Annotated in this window: 20 protein-coding genes and 1 other RNA gene; 9 read left to right on the top strand and 12 right to left on the bottom strand. The window is 65.4% G+C overall.

Going from position 1 to position 20,741, the window contains the following annotated elements:
• Window positions 1-21 precede the first annotated feature (21 nt).
• On the top strand, window positions 22-729 hold the full coding sequence (locus tag I6F33_RS03685) for a type 1 glutamine amidotransferase (RefSeq protein WP_225141117.1): 708 nt from the start codon (window positions 22-24) through the stop codon (window positions 727-729).
• A gap of 194 nt (window positions 730-923) precedes the next feature.
• On the opposite strand, the gene I6F33_RS03680 is transcribed toward I6F33_RS03685, so the two are convergent.
• From I6F33_RS03680 to I6F33_RS03650, 7 genes are all read right to left on the bottom strand, one after another.
• A complete protein-coding gene (locus I6F33_RS03680) occupies window positions 924-1,391 on the bottom strand; it encodes a nuclear transport factor 2 family protein (RefSeq protein ID WP_036021747.1) in 468 nt (155 codons plus the stop codon).
• Between the two features lie 79 nt (window positions 1,392-1,470).
• The gene (gene ybgC, locus I6F33_RS03675; RefSeq protein ID WP_036021745.1) at window positions 1,471-1,920 is read right to left on the bottom strand and encodes a tol-pal system-associated acyl-CoA thioesterase; all 450 of its coding nucleotides are present in this window, start codon (window positions 1,918-1,920) and stop codon (window positions 1,471-1,473) included.
• Between the two features lie 68 nt (window positions 1,921-1,988).
• Complete coding sequence (locus I6F33_RS03670; protein WP_225126362.1) at window positions 1,989-2,909, bottom strand: metallophosphoesterase; 921 nt, start codon at window positions 2,907-2,909, stop codon at window positions 1,989-1,991.
• A gap of 128 nt (window positions 2,910-3,037) precedes the next feature.
• Entirely contained in the window at window positions 3,038-4,072 is a 1,035-nt protein-coding gene (gene ruvB, locus I6F33_RS03665) for a Holliday junction branch migration DNA helicase RuvB (protein WP_157283837.1), read from the bottom strand.
• Between the two features lie 155 nt (window positions 4,073-4,227).
• A complete protein-coding gene (ruvA, locus tag I6F33_RS03660) occupies window positions 4,228-4,845 on the bottom strand; it encodes a Holliday junction branch migration protein RuvA (protein WP_035998377.1) in 618 nt (205 codons plus the stop codon).
• A complete protein-coding gene (ruvC, locus tag I6F33_RS03655; protein WP_225141115.1) occupies window positions 4,842-5,369 on the bottom strand; it encodes a crossover junction endodeoxyribonuclease RuvC in 528 nt (175 codons plus the stop codon). The genes ruvA and ruvC overlap by 4 nt, the downstream gene beginning before the upstream one ends.
• A gap of 79 nt (window positions 5,370-5,448) precedes the next feature.
• On the bottom strand, window positions 5,449-6,195 hold the full coding sequence (locus tag I6F33_RS03650) for a YebC/PmpR family DNA-binding transcriptional regulator (protein WP_035998371.1): 747 nt from the start codon (window positions 6,193-6,195) through the stop codon (window positions 5,449-5,451).
• Window positions 6,196-6,411: 216 nt separating this feature from the next.
• Between I6F33_RS03650 and I6F33_RS03645 the strand changes: the two genes are divergently transcribed.
• From I6F33_RS03645 to I6F33_RS03630, 4 genes are all read left to right on the top strand, one after another.
• The gene (locus tag I6F33_RS03645; protein ID WP_225141113.1) at window positions 6,412-8,160 is read left to right on the top strand and encodes a methyl-accepting chemotaxis protein; all 1,749 of its coding nucleotides are present in this window, start codon (window positions 6,412-6,414) and stop codon (window positions 8,158-8,160) included.
• A 140-nt stretch (window positions 8,161-8,300) separates the two neighbouring features.
• Complete coding sequence (locus tag I6F33_RS03640; protein ID WP_225141111.1) at window positions 8,301-9,725, top strand: methyl-accepting chemotaxis protein; 1,425 nt, start codon at window positions 8,301-8,303, stop codon at window positions 9,723-9,725.
• Window positions 9,726-10,007: 282 nt separating this feature from the next.
• The gene (locus I6F33_RS03635) at window positions 10,008-11,144 is read left to right on the top strand and encodes a DSD1 family PLP-dependent enzyme (RefSeq protein WP_225136330.1); all 1,137 of its coding nucleotides are present in this window, start codon (window positions 10,008-10,010) and stop codon (window positions 11,142-11,144) included.
• Between the two features lie 104 nt (window positions 11,145-11,248).
• The gene (locus I6F33_RS03630; RefSeq protein WP_085971997.1) at window positions 11,249-11,836 is read left to right on the top strand and encodes an N-acetyltransferase; all 588 of its coding nucleotides are present in this window, start codon (window positions 11,249-11,251) and stop codon (window positions 11,834-11,836) included.
• A gap of 164 nt (window positions 11,837-12,000) precedes the next feature.
• On the opposite strand, the gene I6F33_RS03625 is transcribed toward I6F33_RS03630, so the two are convergent.
• The 5 genes from I6F33_RS03625 to I6F33_RS03605 all read right to left on the bottom strand — a co-directional run bounded on the left by I6F33_RS03625 (window position 12,001) and on the right by I6F33_RS03605 (window position 14,650).
• Window positions 12,001-12,825, bottom strand: a complete 825-nt coding sequence (locus tag I6F33_RS03625) for a TIGR00282 family metallophosphoesterase (RefSeq protein WP_035998346.1) — start codon at window positions 12,823-12,825, stop codon at window positions 12,001-12,003.
• Entirely contained in the window at window positions 12,803-13,399 is a 597-nt protein-coding gene (locus tag I6F33_RS03620) for a 5-formyltetrahydrofolate cyclo-ligase (protein WP_225141109.1), read from the bottom strand. The genes I6F33_RS03625 and I6F33_RS03620 overlap by 23 nt, the downstream gene beginning before the upstream one ends.
• 187 nt (window positions 13,400-13,586) lie before the next feature.
• Window positions 13,587-13,747, bottom strand: a non-coding RNA gene (ssrS, locus tag I6F33_RS03615) — 6S RNA.
• Between the two features lie 232 nt (window positions 13,748-13,979).
• Complete coding sequence (locus I6F33_RS03610; RefSeq protein WP_035998340.1) at window positions 13,980-14,363, bottom strand: cell division protein ZapA; 384 nt, start codon at window positions 14,361-14,363, stop codon at window positions 13,980-13,982.
• Complete coding sequence (locus I6F33_RS03605) at window positions 14,360-14,650, bottom strand: DUF4164 domain-containing protein (protein ID WP_011084341.1); 291 nt, start codon at window positions 14,648-14,650, stop codon at window positions 14,360-14,362. Before I6F33_RS03605 ends, I6F33_RS03610 begins: the two co-directional genes overlap by 4 nt.
• 398 nt (window positions 14,651-15,048) lie before the next feature.
• Here I6F33_RS03605 and tkt point away from each other — a divergent pair, with 398 nt between their 5' ends.
• From tkt to fba, 4 genes are all read left to right on the top strand, one after another.
• Window positions 15,049-17,034, top strand: coding sequence for a transketolase (tkt, locus tag I6F33_RS03600; protein WP_225141107.1), 1,986 nt, complete (start codon window positions 15,049-15,051; stop codon window positions 17,032-17,034).
• 148 nt (window positions 17,035-17,182) lie between these two features.
• Window positions 17,183-18,190 carry a type I glyceraldehyde-3-phosphate dehydrogenase gene (gene gap / locus I6F33_RS03595; RefSeq protein ID WP_035998321.1) on the top strand — a complete coding sequence of 336 codons (1,008 nt, stop codon included), beginning with the start codon at window positions 17,183-17,185 and terminating at the stop codon, window positions 18,188-18,190.
• A gap of 182 nt (window positions 18,191-18,372) precedes the next feature.
• Window positions 18,373-19,569 carry a phosphoglycerate kinase gene (gene pgk / locus I6F33_RS03590; protein WP_128264417.1) on the top strand — a complete coding sequence of 399 codons (1,197 nt, stop codon included), beginning with the start codon at window positions 18,373-18,375 and terminating at the stop codon, window positions 19,567-19,569.
• A 39-nt stretch (window positions 19,570-19,608) separates the two neighbouring features.
• Complete coding sequence (gene fba, locus I6F33_RS03585; RefSeq protein ID WP_035998315.1) at window positions 19,609-20,676, top strand: class II fructose-bisphosphate aldolase; 1,068 nt, start codon at window positions 19,609-19,611, stop codon at window positions 20,674-20,676.
• Window positions 20,677-20,741: the final 65 nt, after the last annotated feature.

Raw genomic sequence — 20,741 nt, 5'->3', positions numbered from 1 at the left:
AACCTTTTGACCGGGAGGCCCATGGCACGCATCACCATCATCGAGACCGGAGAGGTGCCGCAAAAATACCGCGAGCGCCACGGTTCATTTCCGGACATGTTCGCGCGCATGATCCGCGCCGAGGAGCCGGCCGCGACGATCGAGGTCGTCAGCATTCCCAACGGCGATGCGCTGCCCGATCCGAGCAAGCTCGAGGCCATCCTCATTACCGGCGCGGCGGCCGGGGTCTATGACGGGCTCGACTGGATCGCGCCGCTGGAAGATTTCGTGCGGACGGCTTACGCCAACAAGACACCGATGGTCGGTGTCTGCTTTGGCCACCAGCTGATCGCGCAGGCGCTCGGCGGCACCGTGCGCAAATCGGAGCATGGCTGGGGCATCGGCCGGCATGTCTATCAGGTGCTGCCGGAGAACGGCGTCATCGACGGTGAAGCGGTTGCGATCGCCGCCTCGCATCAGGACCAGGTGATCGAGCCGCCAAGCGATGCGCTGACGATCCTCTCCTCCGAATTCACCCCGCATGCCGGCCTGCTCTATGCCAATGGCGCGACGCTGACAGTGCAGCCGCATCCGGAATTCGATGTCGGGTTCGCGCAAGTGTGCTGCGATCTGCGTGACGGGAAAGCGCCGGAGGATGTCGTTGCCACAGCAAGGGCGTCGCTGGCGGAGCCGATGGACAATGCGAAGCTCGGCGGGGCGATTACGCGGTTTTTGGCTAAGCGCACCTGACTACGAAGCTCGAGACGCACTCGTCTTCCCTTCTCCCCTTGCGGGAGAAGGTGGCGCGAAGCGCCGGATGAGGGGTTCTATCCATTCGCCGGACTGCTCGTGAGGAGAGAGACCCCTCACCCGTCTCGCCGCTATGCGGCGAGCCACCCTCTCCCGCAAGGGGAGAGGGTGAAGCAGCGGTCGCTTTGTTAATTTCAGAACGGCTCGCTTCCCAGCCCCGGCACATCGGCCGGCCGCGGGCCCGGCGCCGCCCAGTGAAACCGGCGATCCTTCTCCGCAATGGCGATGTCGTTGATCGAGGCCTCGCGCCGCTTCATCAGGCCGTGCTCGTCGAACTCCCATTGCTCGTTGCCGTAGGAGCGGTACCACTGGCCGCTTGCATCGTGCCATTCGTACTGGAAGCGCACCGCGATGCGGCTGCCGTCGAAGGCCCAGAGGTCCTTGATCAGGCGGTAATCCTGCTCCTTCTCCCATTTGCGGGTGAGGAAGGCGACGATGGCTTCGCGGCCCTGAAAAACTTCCGAACGGTTGCGCCAGCGGCTGTCCTCGGTATAGGCGAGCGAGACCCGCACCGGATCGCGTGAATTCCAGGCGTCCTCGGCCATGCGGGCCTTTTGCGCGGCGGTCTCGCGGGTGAAGGGTGGAAGCGGCGGGCGCGACATGGTGGCCTCATCGGTTGATCGGGACCGCGAATGTATCGTCGCAATTGGCAGAGTCGATAGGCGATCCGCTATCGAGCGATCACGTAACCAGATCGGCCTTCATCAGCTGGCGGATCGACTTCGGAATCGGCTGGGCCCGGCCGCCGCTGATGAAGGCGACGCGGACCTCGGCTTTCACCAGCACGTCGTCACCGCGCCGCACCTCCTGCGCCAGCATGATTGACGCCCCTTTCACCGCGACCGGCCAGGTCACGACGTCGAGCACGTCGTCCATTCGCGCGGGCTTCAGGAAGTCCAGATGCATCGAGCGCACCACGAAGGCGAAGCCCGCGCCGTCCGTCTCGGTCTGCTCGAACAGCACCTGCTGCTCGGCACCCATCAGCCTGAGATGATTGGTGCGTCCGCGCTCCATGTAGCGCAGGTAATTGGCATGATAGACGATGCCGGAAAAATCCGTGTCCTCGTAATAGACCCGGACCTGCATGTGGTGGCGGCCGTCGCGGATCTCGCCGTCGAGATGAGCTGTCACGTCCGGAGCCTCTTCGCTGGTCGGTAACCGGCACGTTTTGCGCAAAAACAGCCGGACGCGCAAGCGTGCTAGGACACGACCGGTCCTGGCCTTCCCAGCGTCACCTCGACGATCTCAGGCGGCACGCCGAAGCGGAGCGGCATGATGCTGCAACCGAGGCCGCCGGACACGATGAGATCGCATTTCAGGCGGAAATGGCCATAGGCGAGACGCAGGCCGTTCCTGGGCGCGACGGCCGGTGACCAGCCGAGCAGGCGGACCTGGCCGCCATGGGTATGGCCGGACAATTGCAGCGCGACGCGCGCGGGCACGAGCGGAGCGACATTGGGCTCGTGCGCGAGCAGAATGACCGGCGCATCGTCGGTGATCTTCGCCAGCGTAGCATTGAGATCGTCGGCACCGAAGTGCGCCATGCTCCGGAAGCGCCGCGCCGGCAGGAAGGCGAGCTGATCGCCGAGGCCGGCAAGCCAGAACGGACGGCCGTCCTTGGTGAGGCGCACAGCATCGTTCTCGTAGACGGGGATGCCGGCCGCCTCCAGCGCCCGATGTGCGATGGTCGGCCCGTGCCCTGCCTGCTGCACTGTTCTGTCATCCCAATAGTCGTGGTTGCCCATGACGGCATGGACGCCGAGGGGCGCCTTCAGGCGCCCCAATACCCTTGCCCATTCGCTCGACGGAATGAAGCGCGTGACATGGTGAAGGCCGGCGACATAGTCGCCGAGCAGCACGATGAGATCGGCGTTGAGCGCGTTGGTCCGGTCGACGATGCCCTCGATGCGCTCCAGCGACATCCAGGGATCGCAGGCATGGATGTCGGCGATGGCGGCAATCTTCAGCGGAAAATCCGCCGGCCACTGCCGCGGCATCGGATGATAGCGCGTGACGCGAAGGCGCAGCACCGGCTCGACACCGACGCCGTAGGCTGCGGTCGAGACGCCGAGGGCGGACAGACCGCCGATGGAACGGATGAGATGACGGCGCGTGATCATGGAAGCCCGATGATGATGCGGCGCCTTGATGATATCCGATTGGAGCGGAATTGGGGTGCGTTCGTGCAGATCGTCTGCACGAGGTTAACGGAAATTCATCAAGCCGGAACAGCGCGAGGTTCGGCAGATCACTCGTCGCTGTCATCCGTGCCGAACAGGCCGAACTGCGCCGCCGCATCGCGCGAGGGCTCGGCGAGACCGAGATGGCGGAAGGCGTGCGAGGTCAGCAGGCGGCCGCGCGGGGTGCGCTGCAGATAGCCGCACTGGATCAGATAGGGCTCGATGATGTCCTCGATGGCGTCGCGCGGCTCCGACAAGGCCGCAGCCATGGTCTCGACGCCGACCGGTCCGCCGCCATAGTTGAGCGCGATGGTCGAGAGATAGCGCCGATCCATCGCGTCCAGCCCTGCGGCATCGACCTCGAGCGCGCTCAGCGCATGGTCGGCAATCTTACGGTCAATCTTGTCGGCATCGGCCGCCGAGGCGAAATCGCGCACGCGGCGGAGCAGGCGGCCGGCGATGCGCGGCGTGCCGCGGGCGCGGCGCGCGATCTCGTTGGCGCCATCGGCGCTCATGCCGACGTTGAGCACGCGCGCGCCGCGGCTGACGATGCTCTCCAACTCCTCGATCGTGTAGAAGTTGAGCCGGACCGGAATGCCAAAGCGGTCGCGCAAGGGATTGGTGAGAAGGCCGGCGCGCGTGGTGGCGCCGACCAGCGTGAATTTCGACAGCTCGATCTTGACCGAGCGCGCCGCCGGGCCCTCGCCGATGATGAGGTCGAGCTGAAAGTCCTCCATCGCGGGATAGAGCACCTCTTCCACCGCGGGGCTGAGGCGATGGATCTCGTCGATGAAGAGCACGTCGCGCTCTTCGAGATTGGTCAAGAGGGCGGCAAGATCGCCGGCCTTGGCGATCACGGGCCCCGAGGTGGCGCGGAAACCGACGCCGAGCTCCTTCGCCACGATCTGCGCCAGCGTGGTCTTGCCGAGGCCGGGGGGACCGACGAACAGCACGTGATCCAGCGCCTCGCCGCGCTTGCGCGCCGCTTCGATGAAGATCGAGAGATTCTTGCGCGCCTGCGCCTGGCCGACGAAGTCGGACAGCGATTGCGGCCGCAGCGCGGTGTCGCCGACATCATCGCTGCGGCGCTCGGGCGAGACCATGCGGCTGGCCTTGGGATCGCTCACTCAGCGAACTCCATCGGATCGTAGGGTGGGCAAAGGCGCACTTCGCGCCGTGCCCACCATGTCGCTGCTCGCTTTGTAGATGGTGGGCACGCTTCGCTTTGCCCACCCTACGAGACTGACCATTGAGGCACTCACTTTGCCAATTCCTTCAGCCCGAGCCGGATCAGCTGCGCCGTCTCGGCGCCCTCACCCGCGCTGCGCGAGGCCGATGCAATCGCCGCGGCGGCCTGCGGCTGGCCGTAGCCGAGATTGACCAGCGCAGAGATCGCATCCGCGACGGGGCGCGGCGCGCGCTGGTCGTCGACGGCGCCGGCGAGATGCACGACGGCGGGATCGACATTGGCAAAGGCCGGCGCCTTGTCCTTCAATTCGGTGACGATCCGCTCGGCGACCTTCGGGCCGACGCCGGGCGTGCGCGCCACCGCGGCCTTGTCGCGAAGCGCAATGGCATTGGCGAGATCGGCCGGCGACAGCGTGCCGAGCACGGCCAGCGCGACCTTGGCGCCGACGCCCTGCACGGTCTGGAGCAGGCGAAACCATTCGCGCTCCTGGTCGGTGCGGAAGCCGAACAGCTTGATCTGGTCCTCGCGGACATAGGTCTCGATCGACAGCACAGCGGCCTCACCCGGCGAGGGCAGATGCTGCAAGGTGCGCGAGGAGCAGTGCACCTGATAGCCGACGCCGCCGACGTCGAGGATGACGAAATCCTCGCCGTAGGAATCGATCAAGCCCTTGAGCTTGCCGATCATATCCCCACCACCTTCAGCCGGAGCGCCGTGCTCTGGCGGTGATGGGCGTGGGTGATGGCGATGGCGAGCGCGTCGGCGGCGTCCGCGGACGGCGGCTCGGCCTTCGGCAGCAGGATCTTCAGCATCATCGCGATCTGTTGCTTGTCGGCGTGGCCGGCGCCGACCACGGTCTTCTTGACCTGGTTCGGCGCGTATTCTGCGACAGAGATGCCGAACATTGCGGGCGCCAGCATGGCAACGCCGCGGGCCTGGCCTAGCTTCAGCGTCGCAACGCCGTCCTTGTTGACGAAGGTCTGCTCCACCGCCGCTTCCACCGGCCGGTGATCGGACAAGACGGAAGCGAGCCCTTCATGGATCGCGAGCAGCCGGCTCGACAGCGGCAAATCGTCGGGCGGTTCCACCGAGCCGCAGGCGACGTAGGCCAAGCGATTGCCCTCGGCCTCGATCACGCCCCAGCCGGTGCGGCGCAGGCCGGGGTCGATGCCGATGATGCGAACGGGGCCACGAATCGGGAGCGCGGTCATGCGCCAGTGATAGCGGCTGGCTGCCCTGGAGGAAACAGAAACAGAACGGAAGTAACAAGGGAAGTAGGGCCGTCGAGCCCTACCCGCCCATCTTCGCAACAAGCGCGTCCGACACCTCGAAATTGGCGTAGACGTTCTGGACGTCGTCGTGCTCGTTGAGCAGGTCCATCAGCTTCAGGAGCTTCTCGCCGGTCTCGTCGTCGACCGCAACCGTGTTCTGCGGCTTCCAGATCAGCGCGGCCTTGCGCGGCTCGCCGAACTTGGCTTCCAGCGCCTTGGCGACATCGCGATAGCTTTCTGTCGAGGCGTAGATCTCGTGACCGTTCTCGCCAGAGACGACGTCGTCGGCGCCGGCTTCGATTGCGGCATCCAGCACCGCATCGTCGGAGGCGACGCTGCGGTCGTATTCGATGATGCCGGTGCGGTCGAACATGAAGGAGACCGAGCCGGTTTCGCCGAGATTGCCGCCGGACTTGGTGAAGAAGGAGCGGATGTCGGAGGCGGCGCGGTTGCGATTGTCGGTCAGTGCCTCGACGATGACGGCGACGCCGCCGGGGCCGTAGCCCTCGTAGCGGATCTCGTCATAGTTCTCACCGTCGCTGCCGAGCGCCTTCTTGATGGCGCGCTCGATATTGTCCTTCGGCATGTTCTCCTGGCGCGCAGCGATCACGGCGGCGCGCAGGCGCGGGTTCATGGCGGGGTCGGGGGTGCCCAGCTTGGCAGCGACGGTGATTTCCCGCGCCAGCTTGCCGAACAGTTTCGACTTCTGGGCATCCTGCCGCCCCTTGCGGTGCATGATGTTCTTGAATTGGGAATGTCCGGCCATGCGTGGTCTCTTGAGAAATCGTCAGCCAAAGATGAGCGTGGGAAGCGCGGCCTTATAGGCCGCCAACCCACCGGAATCAAAGGGCTCGGCTGCGCCTGAGGTAGCACTGTAAAGGTAGTCGCCGTAACGGCGCCTGCCTAGATGGGCACCGTTAACCCTGATTTCATTCCGGACTGCGAAAATAGCGCCCGACCGTCCCCCGACAAGAGAGACCCGATGGCGTTCGGATTATTTCGGAAGCGTCTGCCGGACACGGCCGCGCCCGCGGCAGCCCCGGAAGCTGCGCAGCCGGCGGCCCCTGCCGCACCCGCCCCGACCGCCGAAAGTGATTCGGCCCGGGAAATCCTAGAATTGCTGGAACTCGAGCTCGGCGCCATGATCCGCCAGCTTGAGCGCGCCGCCAATTCGGTGGCTGGCGGCGCCGAGGCGACCGCGGCGACCCTCGCTGCCATTCGCGACCGCACCGACGCCCTGACCGGCCGGACCAACGCGGCGCAATCCACCGCCTCCACCTTCGCCCATGCCGCCGACAAGTTCACCCAGTCCGCGCAAGGCATCGGCGCGCAGGTCCGGGAAGCCGGCAAGCTCGCCGACGAGGCCAGCGCCGCCGCGCAGGAAGCCCGCGCCAATGTCGACCGCCTGCGCGAATCCTCCGCCGCCATCGGCAACGTCGTCAATTTGATCGCGCAGATCGCGCGGCAGACCACGCTGCTCGCGCTCAACTCGACGATCGAGGCCGCGCGCGCGGGCGCAGCCGGAAAAGGCTTTGCCGTCGTTGCCACCGAGGTCAAGGCGCTCGCGGTGCAGACCCAGAGTGCGACCGAGGAGATCACGAAGAAGATCGACGCATTGCAGCGCGACGCCGCCGGTTCGGCGGACGCCGTGCACCGCATCTCGCAGGCGATCGAGGCGATCCGTCCGGTGTTCGACACCGTCAACGGCGCGGTCGCCGAGCAGAATGCCACGACCAGCGAAGTCTCCGGCAATGCCGCCAGCGCCTCGGAGTTCATCATCTCGGTCGGCGAGAGCGCGGCCGAGATCGACGCGGCGACCAAGGCGGCCGAGACCCATGGCGAGAGCGTCGCCAGCGCCGGCAAGGCCGTCACCACCTTCGCCCAGAAGCTGAAATCGCGCTGCGCGGTGCTGCTGCGCCAGAGCGAGCACGACGACCGCCGCAAGACCGAGCGGCTGCCCTGCCACCTCAAATTCGAAACCGCGCGCGCCGTGATGCCGGTCTATGAAATCGCGATGGAAGGCGTGCTGATCGGCGGCGCGGACGCAAGCCGGCTGGCAACGCAAGCGACGATCGAAGGCAGCTTAGAGGACATCGGCGCCTGCCGCCTGCGCGTGATCGAGCAATCCAAGGCCGGCGCCCGCGCGCAATTCGTCGGCGCCACCGCCGCTCTCAACGAGAAGATCGAGGACAAGCTCTGGTCGATCCATGAGGAGAACACCGAGTTCGTCACCCGTGCCATGGAAGCCGGCAATGCGCTGACGCAGATATTCGAGAAGGCGGTTGCGCGCGGCGAGGTCAAGCTCGACGACCTCTTCGACACGGACTATTTGGAAATCGCCGGCACCAATCCGCAGCAATACCGCACCAAATATCTCGACTGGGCCGACCGCGCCCTGCCGCCGTTCCAGGAGTCCTTCCTGGCGCGGGAGCCGCGGATGGCATTCTGCGCCATGGTCGACCGCAACGGCTTCTTGCCGGTGCACAACAAGATCTATTCGCACCCGCAGCGGCCGGGCGATGTCGCCTGGAACACGGCCAACTGCCGCAACCGGCGCCTCTTCAACGATCCGGCGGGGCTGGCCGCCGCGCGCAACCTGCGATCGTACCTGGTCCAGAGCTATGCGCGCGACATGGGCAACGGGAACACGGTGATGATGCGGGAGATCGACGTCCCGATCCGCGTGCAGGGCCGGCACTGGGGCGGCTTCCGCACGGCCTACAAGCTGTAGCGCTCCCGCGCGTGCACGCACCTGCACGCACCTGCACTCCTGGGCAAGACGCCGGGCGCGAATCATCCTCTAAGGTCGGATCTGGAATCGGAATGCCGCCAAGGAGCCGATCAACGGCTCCGACTGGAGAGAGCCCGTACATGTCCTCTGCACAACTTGCCGTATTGGACACTGCCTCCAACCGGACGCTGGCCGAACGCCTGATCGACCAGCTCGCCGACCGCATCGGCGGTCTCGGCGTCGAGCTCGCCGACATCGCCGGCAACGTCCAGGACGTCGCCAACCGCGTCGCGAGCCAGTCGGAACGGTTTCACCATTTGCAGAAGACGGCCGAGACGATGGTCTCGGCCAACCACGACATCGCCAATGCCTCGCAGGCGGTGCAAACCACGACGTCGGCCGCGGTCGGCGAGATCGCGCAGTCGCGCGGCGCCGTCGACACCGCGGTCAGCCACATCTCCGAGCTCGTCGCCGCGGTGGAGCGGATCGAGGCACGCCTGTCCGCGGTCGGCGCGGCGCTGGCGCAGGTGGCGAAGGTCTCCGGCTCGATCGAGGCGATCGCCAAGCAGACCAATCTGCTCGCGCTCAACGCCACCATCGAGGCGGCGCGCGCCGGCACTGCCGGCCGCGGCTTCGCGGTGGTCGCAAGCGAGGTCAAGAGCCTCGCGGAGGCCACGCGCCAGGCCACGCATGAGATCTCCGACACCGTGCGCGATCTCGACGGCCAGATCGAAGGCCTGATCGGCGAGAGCAGCGACGCCTCGCAGCGCGCCAAGACCGCCGGCGAAGGCGCGCAAGCGATCTCCGGCATCATCTCGCGGGTCCAGCAGGGCTTCGCCTCGGTCGAAGCCGAGATCGACGGCGTCGCGCGCGCGGCGACCTCCAATCTCGGCCACTGCGACACCGTGATCAGCGAGCTCAACGAGCTCGCCAAGGGCGTCGACCTCTCCTCGCGCGACCTCCGAAGCGCCGACGAGCGGGTAGCAAAGCTGCTCGACGCCTCCGAAGGCCTGATCGCGCTGATCGCCGACAGCGGCGTGGAGACGTCGGACGCGCCGCTGATCCGCATCGTCGTCGACACCGCGAAGCGGATCTCGGCCGAGTTCGAAGCTGCGATCGACCGCGGCGAGATCACGCTCGACCAGCTCATGGACGAGACCTACCGCGAGATATCAGGCACCGATCCGAAGCAGTACCTCACCAATTACGTCGAGTTCACCGACCGCGTGCTGCCCGCGATCCAGGACCCGATCCAGAAGACCGATCCGCGCATCGTGTTCTGCGTCGCCTGGGCGCGGGGCGGCTACCTTCCGACCCACAATCCGAACTACCGCCTGCCGCAGGGCAAGGACCCGGTCTGGAACAACGCCAATTGCCGCAACCGCCGCCTGTTCACCGACCGCGCGGTGAAGAAGGTCGCGGCCAACACAAAACCCTTCCTGCTGCAGACCTATCGCCGCGACATGGGCGGCGGGCAGTTCGTGCTGATGAAGGACCTGTCCTCGCCGATCATGATCCGCGGCAAGCACTGGGGCGCCTTCCGGATGGGATTGCGGCAGGGCTGACGGGCGGCGCTAAGGCCTTTGACTCAAAACCTAAAAAACAACCCCATGCACAGTAGCCGGGGTGTGCGGAATCAATGGCTTACGCCGGCGGGCCCCGGCGCGCGTTGACTCGTCGGGCAAAACAGGGGCAAAATGCTATTATTCCGAAATTGTGAGAGGCGTGCGGTTCTCCCCGCCGTCCGCCGAGCACAGAAGCCGACTGCACTGGTGCGGCGGCCGACGTTGCCGTAGAAATGCCGCCGCGCATCCGCGCGAACCCGAACACAGCAAGCGGGCTTTTCGATGTCCTGTCCACCCGCCCAAATCGGCGCGCCGTTTTCCGAGATCGATACACCGGCGCTGATCATCGACCTCGACGCCTTCGAGCGCAATCTCGACACGATGGCGGCGGCGGTGAGCAAGCTCGGCGTTCGCTTGCGTCCGCATGCGAAGACCCACAAATCACCGATCATTGCGGCCAAGCAGATAGCGCGCGGCGCAATCGGCATCTGCTGCCAGAAGGTCGCCGAGGCCGAGATCCTGGTTGCGGGCGGGGTGAGTGACGTGCTCGTCAGCAATGAGGTGGTGGGCCTGCGGAAGCTGGAACGGCTCGCAGGCCTCGCTCGCCACGCACGCATCAGCGTTTGCGTGGACGATGCGATCATGGTCGAGCAACTGTCGCACGCCGCGGAGCGGGCAGGATCGCAAATCGAAGTCCTGGTCGAAATCGACGTCGGCGCCGGTCGCTGCGGCGTCAGGCCGGGGCCGGCGGCGGCCACCCTGGCGCGGCAGGTGGCGGCTTCACGCTTCCTATCGTTCGGCGGCTTGCAGGCCTATCACGGCTCTGCCCAGCATTTGCGCACGCCGGAGGAGCGGCGCGCTGCCATCGCCGGTGCCGCGAACGCGACCGCGGAGACACTGCGCGTCCTCAAGGACGCGGGCTTTCAGTGCCGGACGATTGGAGGTGCGGGAACCGGCACATTCGAGCTCGAAGGCGCGAGCGGCATCTGGAACGAATTGCAGGCGGGCTCCTATATCTTCATGGACGCCGACTACGCCAAGAACCTCGCCGACGGGGCGCGCAACGCCAATCCGTTCGAGCATGCGCTGTTCGTGATCGCGACGGTGATGAGCACAGGCGCCGGCGAACACGCGGTCATCGATGCCGGCCACAAGGCTCTGTCGAACGACAGCGGATTTCCGGTCGTGCTCGGCCGGCCCGATCTGCGCTATCATCGGCCATCTGACGAGCATGGCTTGCTCGATTTCGACAGCGCTTCGTCGCGACTGGCGATCGGCGACAAGGTGACGCTGATCCCCGGCCATTGCGACCCGACCGTCAATCTCTACGACTGGTATGTCGGCGTGCGCGGCTTCAACACGCCGGATTCCCGCGTGGAGGCACTTTGGCCAGTCGCGGCGCGGGGCGCGGTCACCTGAGATTGACGCGTGATTGCGCGCGACGCCGTAGCGCCCGGCCACTATCCTGTGCTGCATCTTAGAATGAATGTGGCCGACGCCATCGACGACTTGGAGACGATATCATGAGCGCAGACTCGGAAATCAAATCTGCGGGCGCCAACATTCAGGCAAGCACTATCAGCACCATTGTACTTGGCTTTGCAGCCGATCCGATGGCGCGTTGGGTTTGGCCCGATTCATCCGAATATCTCAGGATTATGCCTCAATTCGTCAAGGCATTTGGCGGACGGGCATTCGAGCATGGCACAGCTTACATCACAGAAGGGGCTCGCGCGGCCGCCCTGTGGCTGCCGCCCGGCGTCGAGCCCGATGAAACGGCCATGGACGCACTCATGGCGCAATCCCTGCGTCCGGAGATCGCCGATGATATTGGACACATGCTCCAGGGAATGGCCGAACATCATCCCCACGAGCCCCATTGGTATCTGCCTCTCATTGCCTCCGATCCGAACTGGATCGGCCAAGGTCTCGGCACATTGTTGATGAAGCACGCTCTTCGACGATGCGACGAGGAGGGCATCGCCGCCTACCTCGAAAGTTCGAATCCGCGAAACATCTCCCTTTATGAACGCCACGGCTTCAAGATCATCGGCGAGATACAACATGGTTCTTCGCCGACGATGACACCAATGTTGCGGACAGCTTCTTGAACGGAATCCAATCTGTCGAAGAGAAGGGCTCGCAGCCGCCAATGACTGTTGACTTCCGCTTGTGGCCCAAAGCGGAGTTCCCTTGTTGCCCGTCGATGTCCGCTGCTGAGGGCAAAGTTTGATATAATCGTCCGGGGACGACACCGGGTGATTTCGCTCGCGCTTCAGCTCAACCAGAATTTCGGCGTCGTCGGCTCCAGCCTTCCACCCACGCGCACCGGCGCGATCTTGAGCGCGAGCCCTGTCGCATCGTCCGTTTCCACGGCGACGCCGCTGAGCGTCGCGGCGCCTGCGGCCGGCTCGAAGCGGCCGGACGGAATTCCTGATGTGAACCTCCGCAGCGGCTCTTCCTTCTGCATGCCGATGATGGAATCGTAATCGCCGGTCATGCCGGCGTCGGTCATGTAGGCGGTGCCGCCTGACAGGATCTGGTGGTCGGCGGTCGGCACATGCGTGTGCGTGCCGACGACGAGGCTGGCGCGGCCGTCGCAGAAGAAGCCGATCCCCTGCTTCTCGCTTGAAGCCTCGCAATGGAAATCGACGACGATGGCGTCGGCGGCGACGCCGAGCGGACAGGCGCCAAGCTCGCGCTCGAGCGCGGCGAAGGGATCGTCGAACGGGGTCATGAAGACGCGGCCGAGCGCGTTGACGACGAGGGCGTGCTTGCCGTTCTTGGTCTCGACCAAGGCGGCGCCGCGGCCGGGCGTGCCGCGCGGATAGTTGGCGGGGCGCACCAGGCGGTCGGCGCGCTCGATGAACACCAGCGCCTCGCGCTGGTCCCAGGAGTGATTGCCGAGCGTCACCGCGTCGGCGCCGGCCTCGAGAAACTCCTGGTAGATCGCTTCCGTGATGCCGAAGCCACCGGCCGAATTCTCGCCGTTGACGACGACGAGATCGAGCGACCAGTCCTTGACCATGCCGGGCAGATATTCGGAGACGGCCTCGCGTCCGCTACGGCCGACGACGTCACCCACGAAGAGAATGCGCAACTTCAGAACTCCGGAAATCGAACACGTCCGATTCCGTTAGCACATAATCGAGCGCCACGTCGTGGGATAGTGCCGGAACCGCCTCGATCTCCTGCACTGCAAACGCAAGGCCGATGCCGACGATGTGCTTGGCTTTGCGCAAATGCGCGAAGGTGAAATCGTAATGCCCGGCGCCATAGCCGATGCGATGGCCGAGGCGGTCGAAGGCGGCGAGCGGCGTCAGCATGATGTCGGGAATGACTTCGGCCGCAGCAGGTGAAGGTTCGGGAATGCCGAGCGGGCCGAGCATCAGGCGGTCGTTCGGATGGAAGAGACGGAAGATCAGCGACTGGCCGCGCGCGGTGACGCAGGGCAGCGCCAGCCTGGCGCCCTCTTCCGCGAGCTTTGCGAGCAGCGGCATCGGATCGATCTCGCTGCGGATCGGCGAATAGCCGGAGACGATGCTGTCGGGCAGCAGCTTGAACGGTAGCCCGCGCTTGGCGAGCTTTGCGGCGGCCGCGATGCGTTTCTTCTCGCTCAGCGCATCGCGCTTGGCGAGGGCTTTGGCACGGAGCTCGGCTTTGGAGTTGGACATGTGCTTTGGTCCCCACGTCATCACCCGCGAATGCGGGTGATCCAGTATTCCAGAGGCGGTGGTGATTCACACAAGGGCCGCGGCGTACTGGATTCCCCGCCCCGTGCGCAATTGCGCACTCGGGGGGAATGACACCTGTTGAATTGGCCGCAGTCGTTTCAACAAGCACAAACGAAGCAAACGAAAGTGCGAAGCCGCGAACGCCGTTGAAGCACTCGATCCCGGAGTTCCCTACGAAAGTAGGTGGGCACCATATGTCCGAGCCCACGGGCCCGGCCAGGGACAGTTCCCTAAAGGATCGATAAGGCCCCGGGGATATATGGCTCCTGACGCACGTCGCAGCCTCGCGGAGGCAATGTAACAACTGTACTGACGAATCGCCAGTGCGCTGCGGCGCTTCGGTGCAATGAAGCGACGTACGAGCCACGAGGGAGGTGAACTCCCTCTCCCGCGTGCGGGAGAGGGTTGGGGAGAGGGCTCTCACCTCTTGGGGGTTCTCGCCCAGCAGAAACACCCTCTCCCCGACCCTCCCCCGCAAGCGGGGGAGGGAGCGCACCGGCCGCGTGGCTACAATCGAGCTTCAGCCGATCGCGATCCCGTTCCCCACGGTGCGGTTCAGGACCTGGGTCGACTTCTCGATGCGCTCGGCGGCGGCGTTCAGGGCGTTGACCACGGCGGTCTGCGTCATGCGGGCGCGCTCGACGGCGGCATTGCGGAAATCCCTGAGCTCGGTCAATTCCTGCTCGAGGGTGCGGACGCGGTTGGTGGTGTCGATCAGCTCATCGCACACGGTGAGCGCAGCCATGACGGTGAGGCGCGCATCGCCGATCTCGCCGAATTTTCCGCGCAGCGACTGGATGCGCGTCTCCAGCGTCTCGGCGAGCTTGAGCAGCCGCACCTCCTGGCCCTCCTCGCAGGCCATGCGATATTGCCGGCCGTTGATGGTGACGTTGATGTGGCTCATCCGTCCTCTCCGGTATCGAGCACCGAGCGTATCGTCACGATCGCGGAATCCAGCCGGTCAGAAATCTCGCGATTGGTGCGCTCGAGCTTGCGTGCCTTCACCAGCGCGCCGTCGAGCTCGTCGGCAAGACGCGAGCGATCCGCGCCGAGCGCCTGGATGCGCGCCGCAAGCTCGTTCTCGTCGCGATCGGCATCGCGACGCCGCTCCACCGCACTTTCGAGCGCATCGAGCGCCGCCATGAGTCTGCGGGTCGCAATCTCGATCTCGACGGCGGACGACTCCGTCATGGCGGAACTGTTGGATACGCGATCGTTCATGCAGTCAGCGGCGGAACCTGGCGGCCTTTGCCCAGTGGCCTTTCCCTGGAGCTTGCCGTCCGGCAAAAGACTCGGTTCGGCAAGCGGTTAGAAGCAGAAATTTACAAAGCAAGCTAGCCAAGCGCAACGCCGCCGCAAAACTATGCACTGTTCAATCGGGACGACGTGTCGCTGCGTCGCTTCCGCCCGGCGCGATCCCGGCGGAAAACCGATGTCCACACAGGCAACTTTTGCGGCCAAACCGGCGTTCGATTGCCTTGGACTCCCGGAACCGAGGTGCTATCCCAGCGCCAACCTTCAGTGGCCGCCAGGCTTCTCCCCGCGCGGGCAACCATCGCCAAGCGCTTCATTTCAGACGGATTTCAGACATGACGCAGGTCGATCACACCCGTATGGCCAACGCGATCCGCGGCCTTTCGATGGACGCTGTCGAGAAGGCGAAATCGGGCCATCCCGGCCTGCCGATGGGCGCCGCCGACATCGCCACCGTGCTGTTCACGCAGTTCCTGAAATTCGATGCCACTGCGCCCGCCTGGCCGGACCGCGACCGCTTCGTGCTCTCGGCCGGCCACGGCTCGATGCTGCTCTATTCGCTGCTGTATTTGACCGGCAATGCCGAGATGACGCTGGACCAGATCAAGCAGTTCCGCCAGGTCGACTCGCTGACCCCCGGCCACCCCGAGAACTTCCGCACCAAGGGCATCGAGACCACCACCGGCCCGCTCGGCCAGGGCATCTCGACTGCGGTCGGCATGGCGCTGGCCGAAAAGATGCTCGCCGCCGAATTCGGCAAGAAGATCGTCGACCACCACACCTATGTGCTCGCCTCCGACGGCGACCTGATGGAAGGCGTGTCGCAGGAAGCGATCGCGATGGCCGGCCACTGGAAGCTCAACAAGCTGATCGTGCTCTACGACGACAACGGCATCTCGATCGACGGCCCGACCTCGATCTCCGATTCCGTCGACCAGGTGAAGCGCTTCAAGTCGGCGGGCTGGGCGGCCGAGAAGATCGATGGCCACGACCAGGCCGCGATCGCCGATGCGATCACGCGCGCGAAGAAATCCAGCAAGCCCACGCTGATCGCCTGCCGCACCACGATCGGCTTCGGCGCGCCGCACAAGCAAGGCACCTCGAAGGTGCACGGCGAAGCGCTCGGCGCCGACGAGCTCAAGGCTGCCAAGGAAAATCTCGGCATTTCGCTCGAGCCGTTCGCGGTCGCCGACGACGTGCTGAAGGCATGGCGCGCGGCCGGCAGCCGAGGCGCCGCGGCACGCCAGGAATGGGAAGCGCGGCTCGGTGAGCTCGGCAGCCGCAAGCGCGCCGAGTTCGAGCGCCGCCTGCGTCACGAGCGTCCCGCTTCGCTCGCCAAGGCCGTTCGCGCCTACAAGAAGGAGCTGCTGGAAAAGCCGATGACCGCGGCCACCCGCAAGTCGTCGGAAGCGGTGATCGAAGTCATCGCCGGCGCCATGCCGATGGAATTCCTGGCAGGCTCGGCCGACCTCACCGGCTCCAACAACAACAAGGCGAAGTCGGCGACCGCCTTCTCGGCCAAGACGCCGAAGGGCCGCTTCATCCATTACGGCATCCGCGAGCACGGCATGGCGGCCGCGATGAACGGCATTTTCCTGCACGGCGGTTTCGCGCCGAACGGCGCGACCTTCCTCGTCTTCACCGATTATGCGCGTCCGGCGATGCGCCTTGCCGCGCTGATGGGCGCCGGTGTCGTCTACGTCATGACCCATGACTCGATCGGTCTCGGCGAAGACGGCCCGACCCATCAGCCGGTCGAGCATCTCGCAGCGCTCCGCGCCATTCCCAACATGCGCGTGTTCCGTCCCTGCGATGCCATCGAGGTCGCCGAGTGCTGGGAGCTCGCGCTCAACCGCGTCGATGGCCCGACCGTGCTGGCGCTGACGCGGCAGAACCTGCCGCAGCTGCGGACCACCGCACCGAACGACAATCCCTGCGCGGCTGGTGCCTACGAGCTGGTCGCCGCCCAGGGCGAAGCCAAGGCGACGCTGTTCGCCTCGGGCTCGGAGGTCGAGATCGCGGTCGCGGCCCAGAAACAATTGGCGGAACGCGGCGTCGCTTCGCGCGTTGTCTCCGTTCCCTCGCTGGAGCTGTTGTTAGCGCAACCAGAGGCCAAGCGCGCCGCCATCATCGGCAACGCGCCGGTGAAGATCGCGATCGAGGCCGCCGTGCGCTGGGGCTGGGACGCCGTGATTGGCCAGGATGGCGAATTCATCGGCATGCATTCGTTCGGCGAAAGCGGCCCTGCCAAGGAGCTTTACAAGCATTTCGGCATTACCGCCGAGGCCGCGGTTAACGCTGTGCTGAAGCGCGTTTCCTGAGAGTTGAGCTTGCCGCAAAAAAGGACTACCTAATCTCTCATATGATCAAGCACCGCCCGGCCGAACCGGGCGTCCGCCCCTAAAAAACCCTCGCAGGCGCGTATAGCGCGTTGTGCGGGATGACAACGGTCATTGAAGGAGACGAAACATGGCAGTCCGCGTCGGAATTAACGGTTTTGGCCGCATCGGCCGCAACATCCTGCGGGCTATCGCCGAGTCCGGCCGCAAGGACATCGAGGTCGTCGGCATCAACGACCTCGGCCCGGTCGAGACCAACGCTCATCTCCTCCGCTTCGACAGCGTCCATGGCCGCTTTCCCGGCACCGTCACCGTCGACGGCGACTCCATCAGCCTCGGCAACGGCAAGATCAAGGTCACCGCCGAGCGCGATCCCTCGAAGCTGCCCTGGAAGGATCTCGGCGTCGACATTGCGATGGAATGCACCGGCATCTTCACCTCGAAGGACAAGGCTAGCGCGCATCTGACCGCCGGCGCCAAGCGCGTGCTGGTCTCCGCGCCCGCCGACGGCGCCGACGCCACCATCGTCTACGGCGTCAACCACGACACGCTGACCAAGGATCACCTCGTCGTCTCCAACGGCAGCTGCACCACCAACTGCCTTGCGCCGGTTGCCAAGGTGCTGAACGATCTCGTCGGCATCGAGACCGGCTTCATGACCACGATCCACGCCTATACCGGCGACCAGCCGACGCTCGACACGATGCACAAGGATCTCTACCGCGGCCGCGCGGCGGCGATGTCGATGATCCCGACCTCGACGGGTGCTGCGAAGGCGATCGGCCTCGTGCTGCCCGAGCTGAAGGGCAAGCTCGACGGCGTCGCGATCCGCGTGCCGACCCCGAACGTCTCGGTCGTCGACCTCAAGATCGTCGCCAAGCGCGCCACCGACGCCAAGGAGATCAACGCGGCGATGAAGCGCGCCAGCGAGCAGCAGCTCAAGGGCATCCTCGGCTACACCAATGCGCCGAACGTCTCGATCGACTTCAACCACGACCCGCACTCCTCGACCTTCCACGAGGACCAGACCAAGGTGCAGAACGGCACGCTGGTGCGCGTGATGTCCTGGTACGACAACGAGTGGGGCTTTTCGAACCGCATGGCGGACACCGCCGCCGCGATGGCGAAGGTGATCTGAGGGAAGCCAAGGTGCTTCCTCACTGGATTGGCATCCCTGGCGTCATACTGTTGATCGCGATGATCGCGTACGGATTTCGCCGGGGCCTCGCAGTGAAGTCTCCGAAAGACGGTGGAGGGAGCGGCGACCACGGCCATTCGCCTCCCCCCGATTCCGACACTCCGACGCACGGATGATGAACGATGCCCGCTAAATTCCGCACCCTCGACGACGTCGACGTGAAGGGCAAGCGCGTGCTGCTGCGCGTCGACCTCAACGTGCCCATGGAGAGCGGGCGCGTCACCGACGCCACCCGGCTCGAGCGCGTTGCACCGACCATCACCGAGCTCGCCGACAAGGGCGGCAAGGTCATCCTGCTCGCGCATTTCGGCCGGCCGAAGGGACGCGATGCCAAGGACTCGCTCAAGCCCGTCGCGGAGGCGCTGGCGAAGGTGGTGAAGAAGCCCGTCGCGTTTGCCGAGGATTGCATCGGCGAGCCCGCGGCCAAGGCGGTCGCCGGCTTGAAGGATGGCGACATCCTGTGCCTGGAAAACACCCGCTTCCACAAAGAGGAAGAAAAGAACGATCCCGCCTTCGTCGCGGAACTCGCGAAGCTCGGCGACATCTGGGTCAATGACGCGTTCTCGGCCGCGCACCGCGCCCACGCCTCGACCGAAGGTCTCGGCCACAAGCTGCCGGCCTATGCCGGCCGCACCATGCAGGCCGAGCTGGACGCGCTGGAGAAGGCGCTGGGCTCGCCGAGCAAGCCCGTGATCGCCATCATCGGCGGCGCCAAGGTCTCGACCAAGATCGACCTGTTGGAAAACCTCGTCACCAAGGTCGACGCGCTCGTGATCGGCGGCGGCATGGCCAACACGTTCCTGCACGCGCAGGGCGTTGCGGTCGGCAAGTCGCTGGCCGAGAAGGATCTCGCCGCCACCGCGCTGCGCATCATGGAGAAGGCGGAAGCCGCCAATTGCGCCATCATCCTCCCGGTCGACGCCACCGTCGCCTATCACTTCGCCGCCAACGCGCCGTCGCATGCCTATGGGCTCGATGCGATCCCGGCCGACGGCATGATCCTCGACGTCGGCCCGCAATCGATCGCGCGCGTCCATGCCGCGATCGACGATGCGGCGACGCTGGTCTGGAACGGCCCCCTGGGCGCATTCGAGATGCAGCCGTTCGACCGCGGCACGGTCGCGGCCGCCAAGCACGCCGCCGAGCGCACCAAGGCCAAGAAGCTGATCTCGATCGCGGGCGGCGGCGACACCGTCGCGGCGCTCAACCAGGCCCATGTGGCCGGAGACTTCACCTATGTGTCGACCGCCGGTGGCGCGTTCCTTGAATGGATGGAAGGCAAGCCCCTGCCCGGCGTTGAAGTTCTGCGTAGCAAGTAATCAAGCGGCCTTTGAGGCCCCAACGGGAGACAAAGACAGATGGCTCGGATCACGTTACGTCAATTGCTCGACCACGCGGCGGAGAACGATTACGGCGTACCGGCCTTCAACATCAACAACATGGAGCAGGCGCTGGCCATCATGGACGCGGCCAACCAGGTCGATGCGCCCGTCATCATCCAGGCCTCGCGCGGCGCGCGCTCCTACGCCAACGACGTCATGCTCAAGCACATGATGGACGCGGTGACCGAGATCTATCCGCACATTCCGGTCTGCGTGCATCTCGACCACGGCAACGAGCCGGCGACCTGCATGACCGCGATCCAGGCCGGCTTCACCTCGGTGATGATGGACGGCTCGCTCAAGGCCGACGGCAAGACCCCCGGCGACTGGGGCTACAATGTCGGCGTCACCAAGACCGTCACCGACATGGCCCATCTTGGCGGCATCTCGGTCGAGGGCGAGCTCGGGGTGCTCGGCTCGCTCGAGACCGGCATGGGCGACAAGGAAGACGGCCACGGCGCCGAAGGCAAGCTTAGCCACGACCAGCTCCTGACCAATCCGGACGAGGCCGTGAAGTTCGTACAGGAGACCAAGGTCGACGCGCTCGCGATCGCGATGGGGACGTCGCATGGCGCTTACAAGTTTACCCGCAAGCCCGACGGCGACATCCTCGCCATGAACGTGATCGAGGAGATCCACCGCAAGCTGCCGAACACGCATCTCGTCATGCACGGCTCCTCCTCGGTGCCGCAGGACCTGCAGGACATCATCAACGCCTATGGCGGCAAGATGAAGCCGACCTGGGGCGTGCCGGTGGCCGAGATCCAGCGCGGCATCAAGAACGGCGTGCGCAAGATCAACATCGACACCGACAACCGCATGGCGATGACCGGCCAGATCCGGAAAGTTCTGAAGGACAACCCGGAAGAGTTCGATCCGCGCAAGTACCTGAAGCCGGCGATGGAGGCGATGACCAAGCTGTGCAAGCAGCGCCTGCAGGAGTTCAACACCGCAGGCCAGGCCTCCAAGATCAAGAAGGTGCTGACCACCGCCGAGATGGCCAAGCGCTACGCCAAGGGCGAGCTCGATCCCCGGGTCGCCTAAGGCCTCCGTCACATCCTCCCGTCATTCCGGGACACGCGAAGCGTGGGCCCGGAATCCATAACCAC

The organism is Bradyrhizobium sp. BRP20, assembly GCF_020194215.1.
Classification (GTDB): domain Bacteria; phylum Pseudomonadota; class Alphaproteobacteria; order Rhizobiales; family Xanthobacteraceae; genus Bradyrhizobium; species Bradyrhizobium yuanmingense.
Note: the sequence above shows the minus strand (reverse complement) of the source record. Positions and strands in the feature narration are given on the sequence as shown.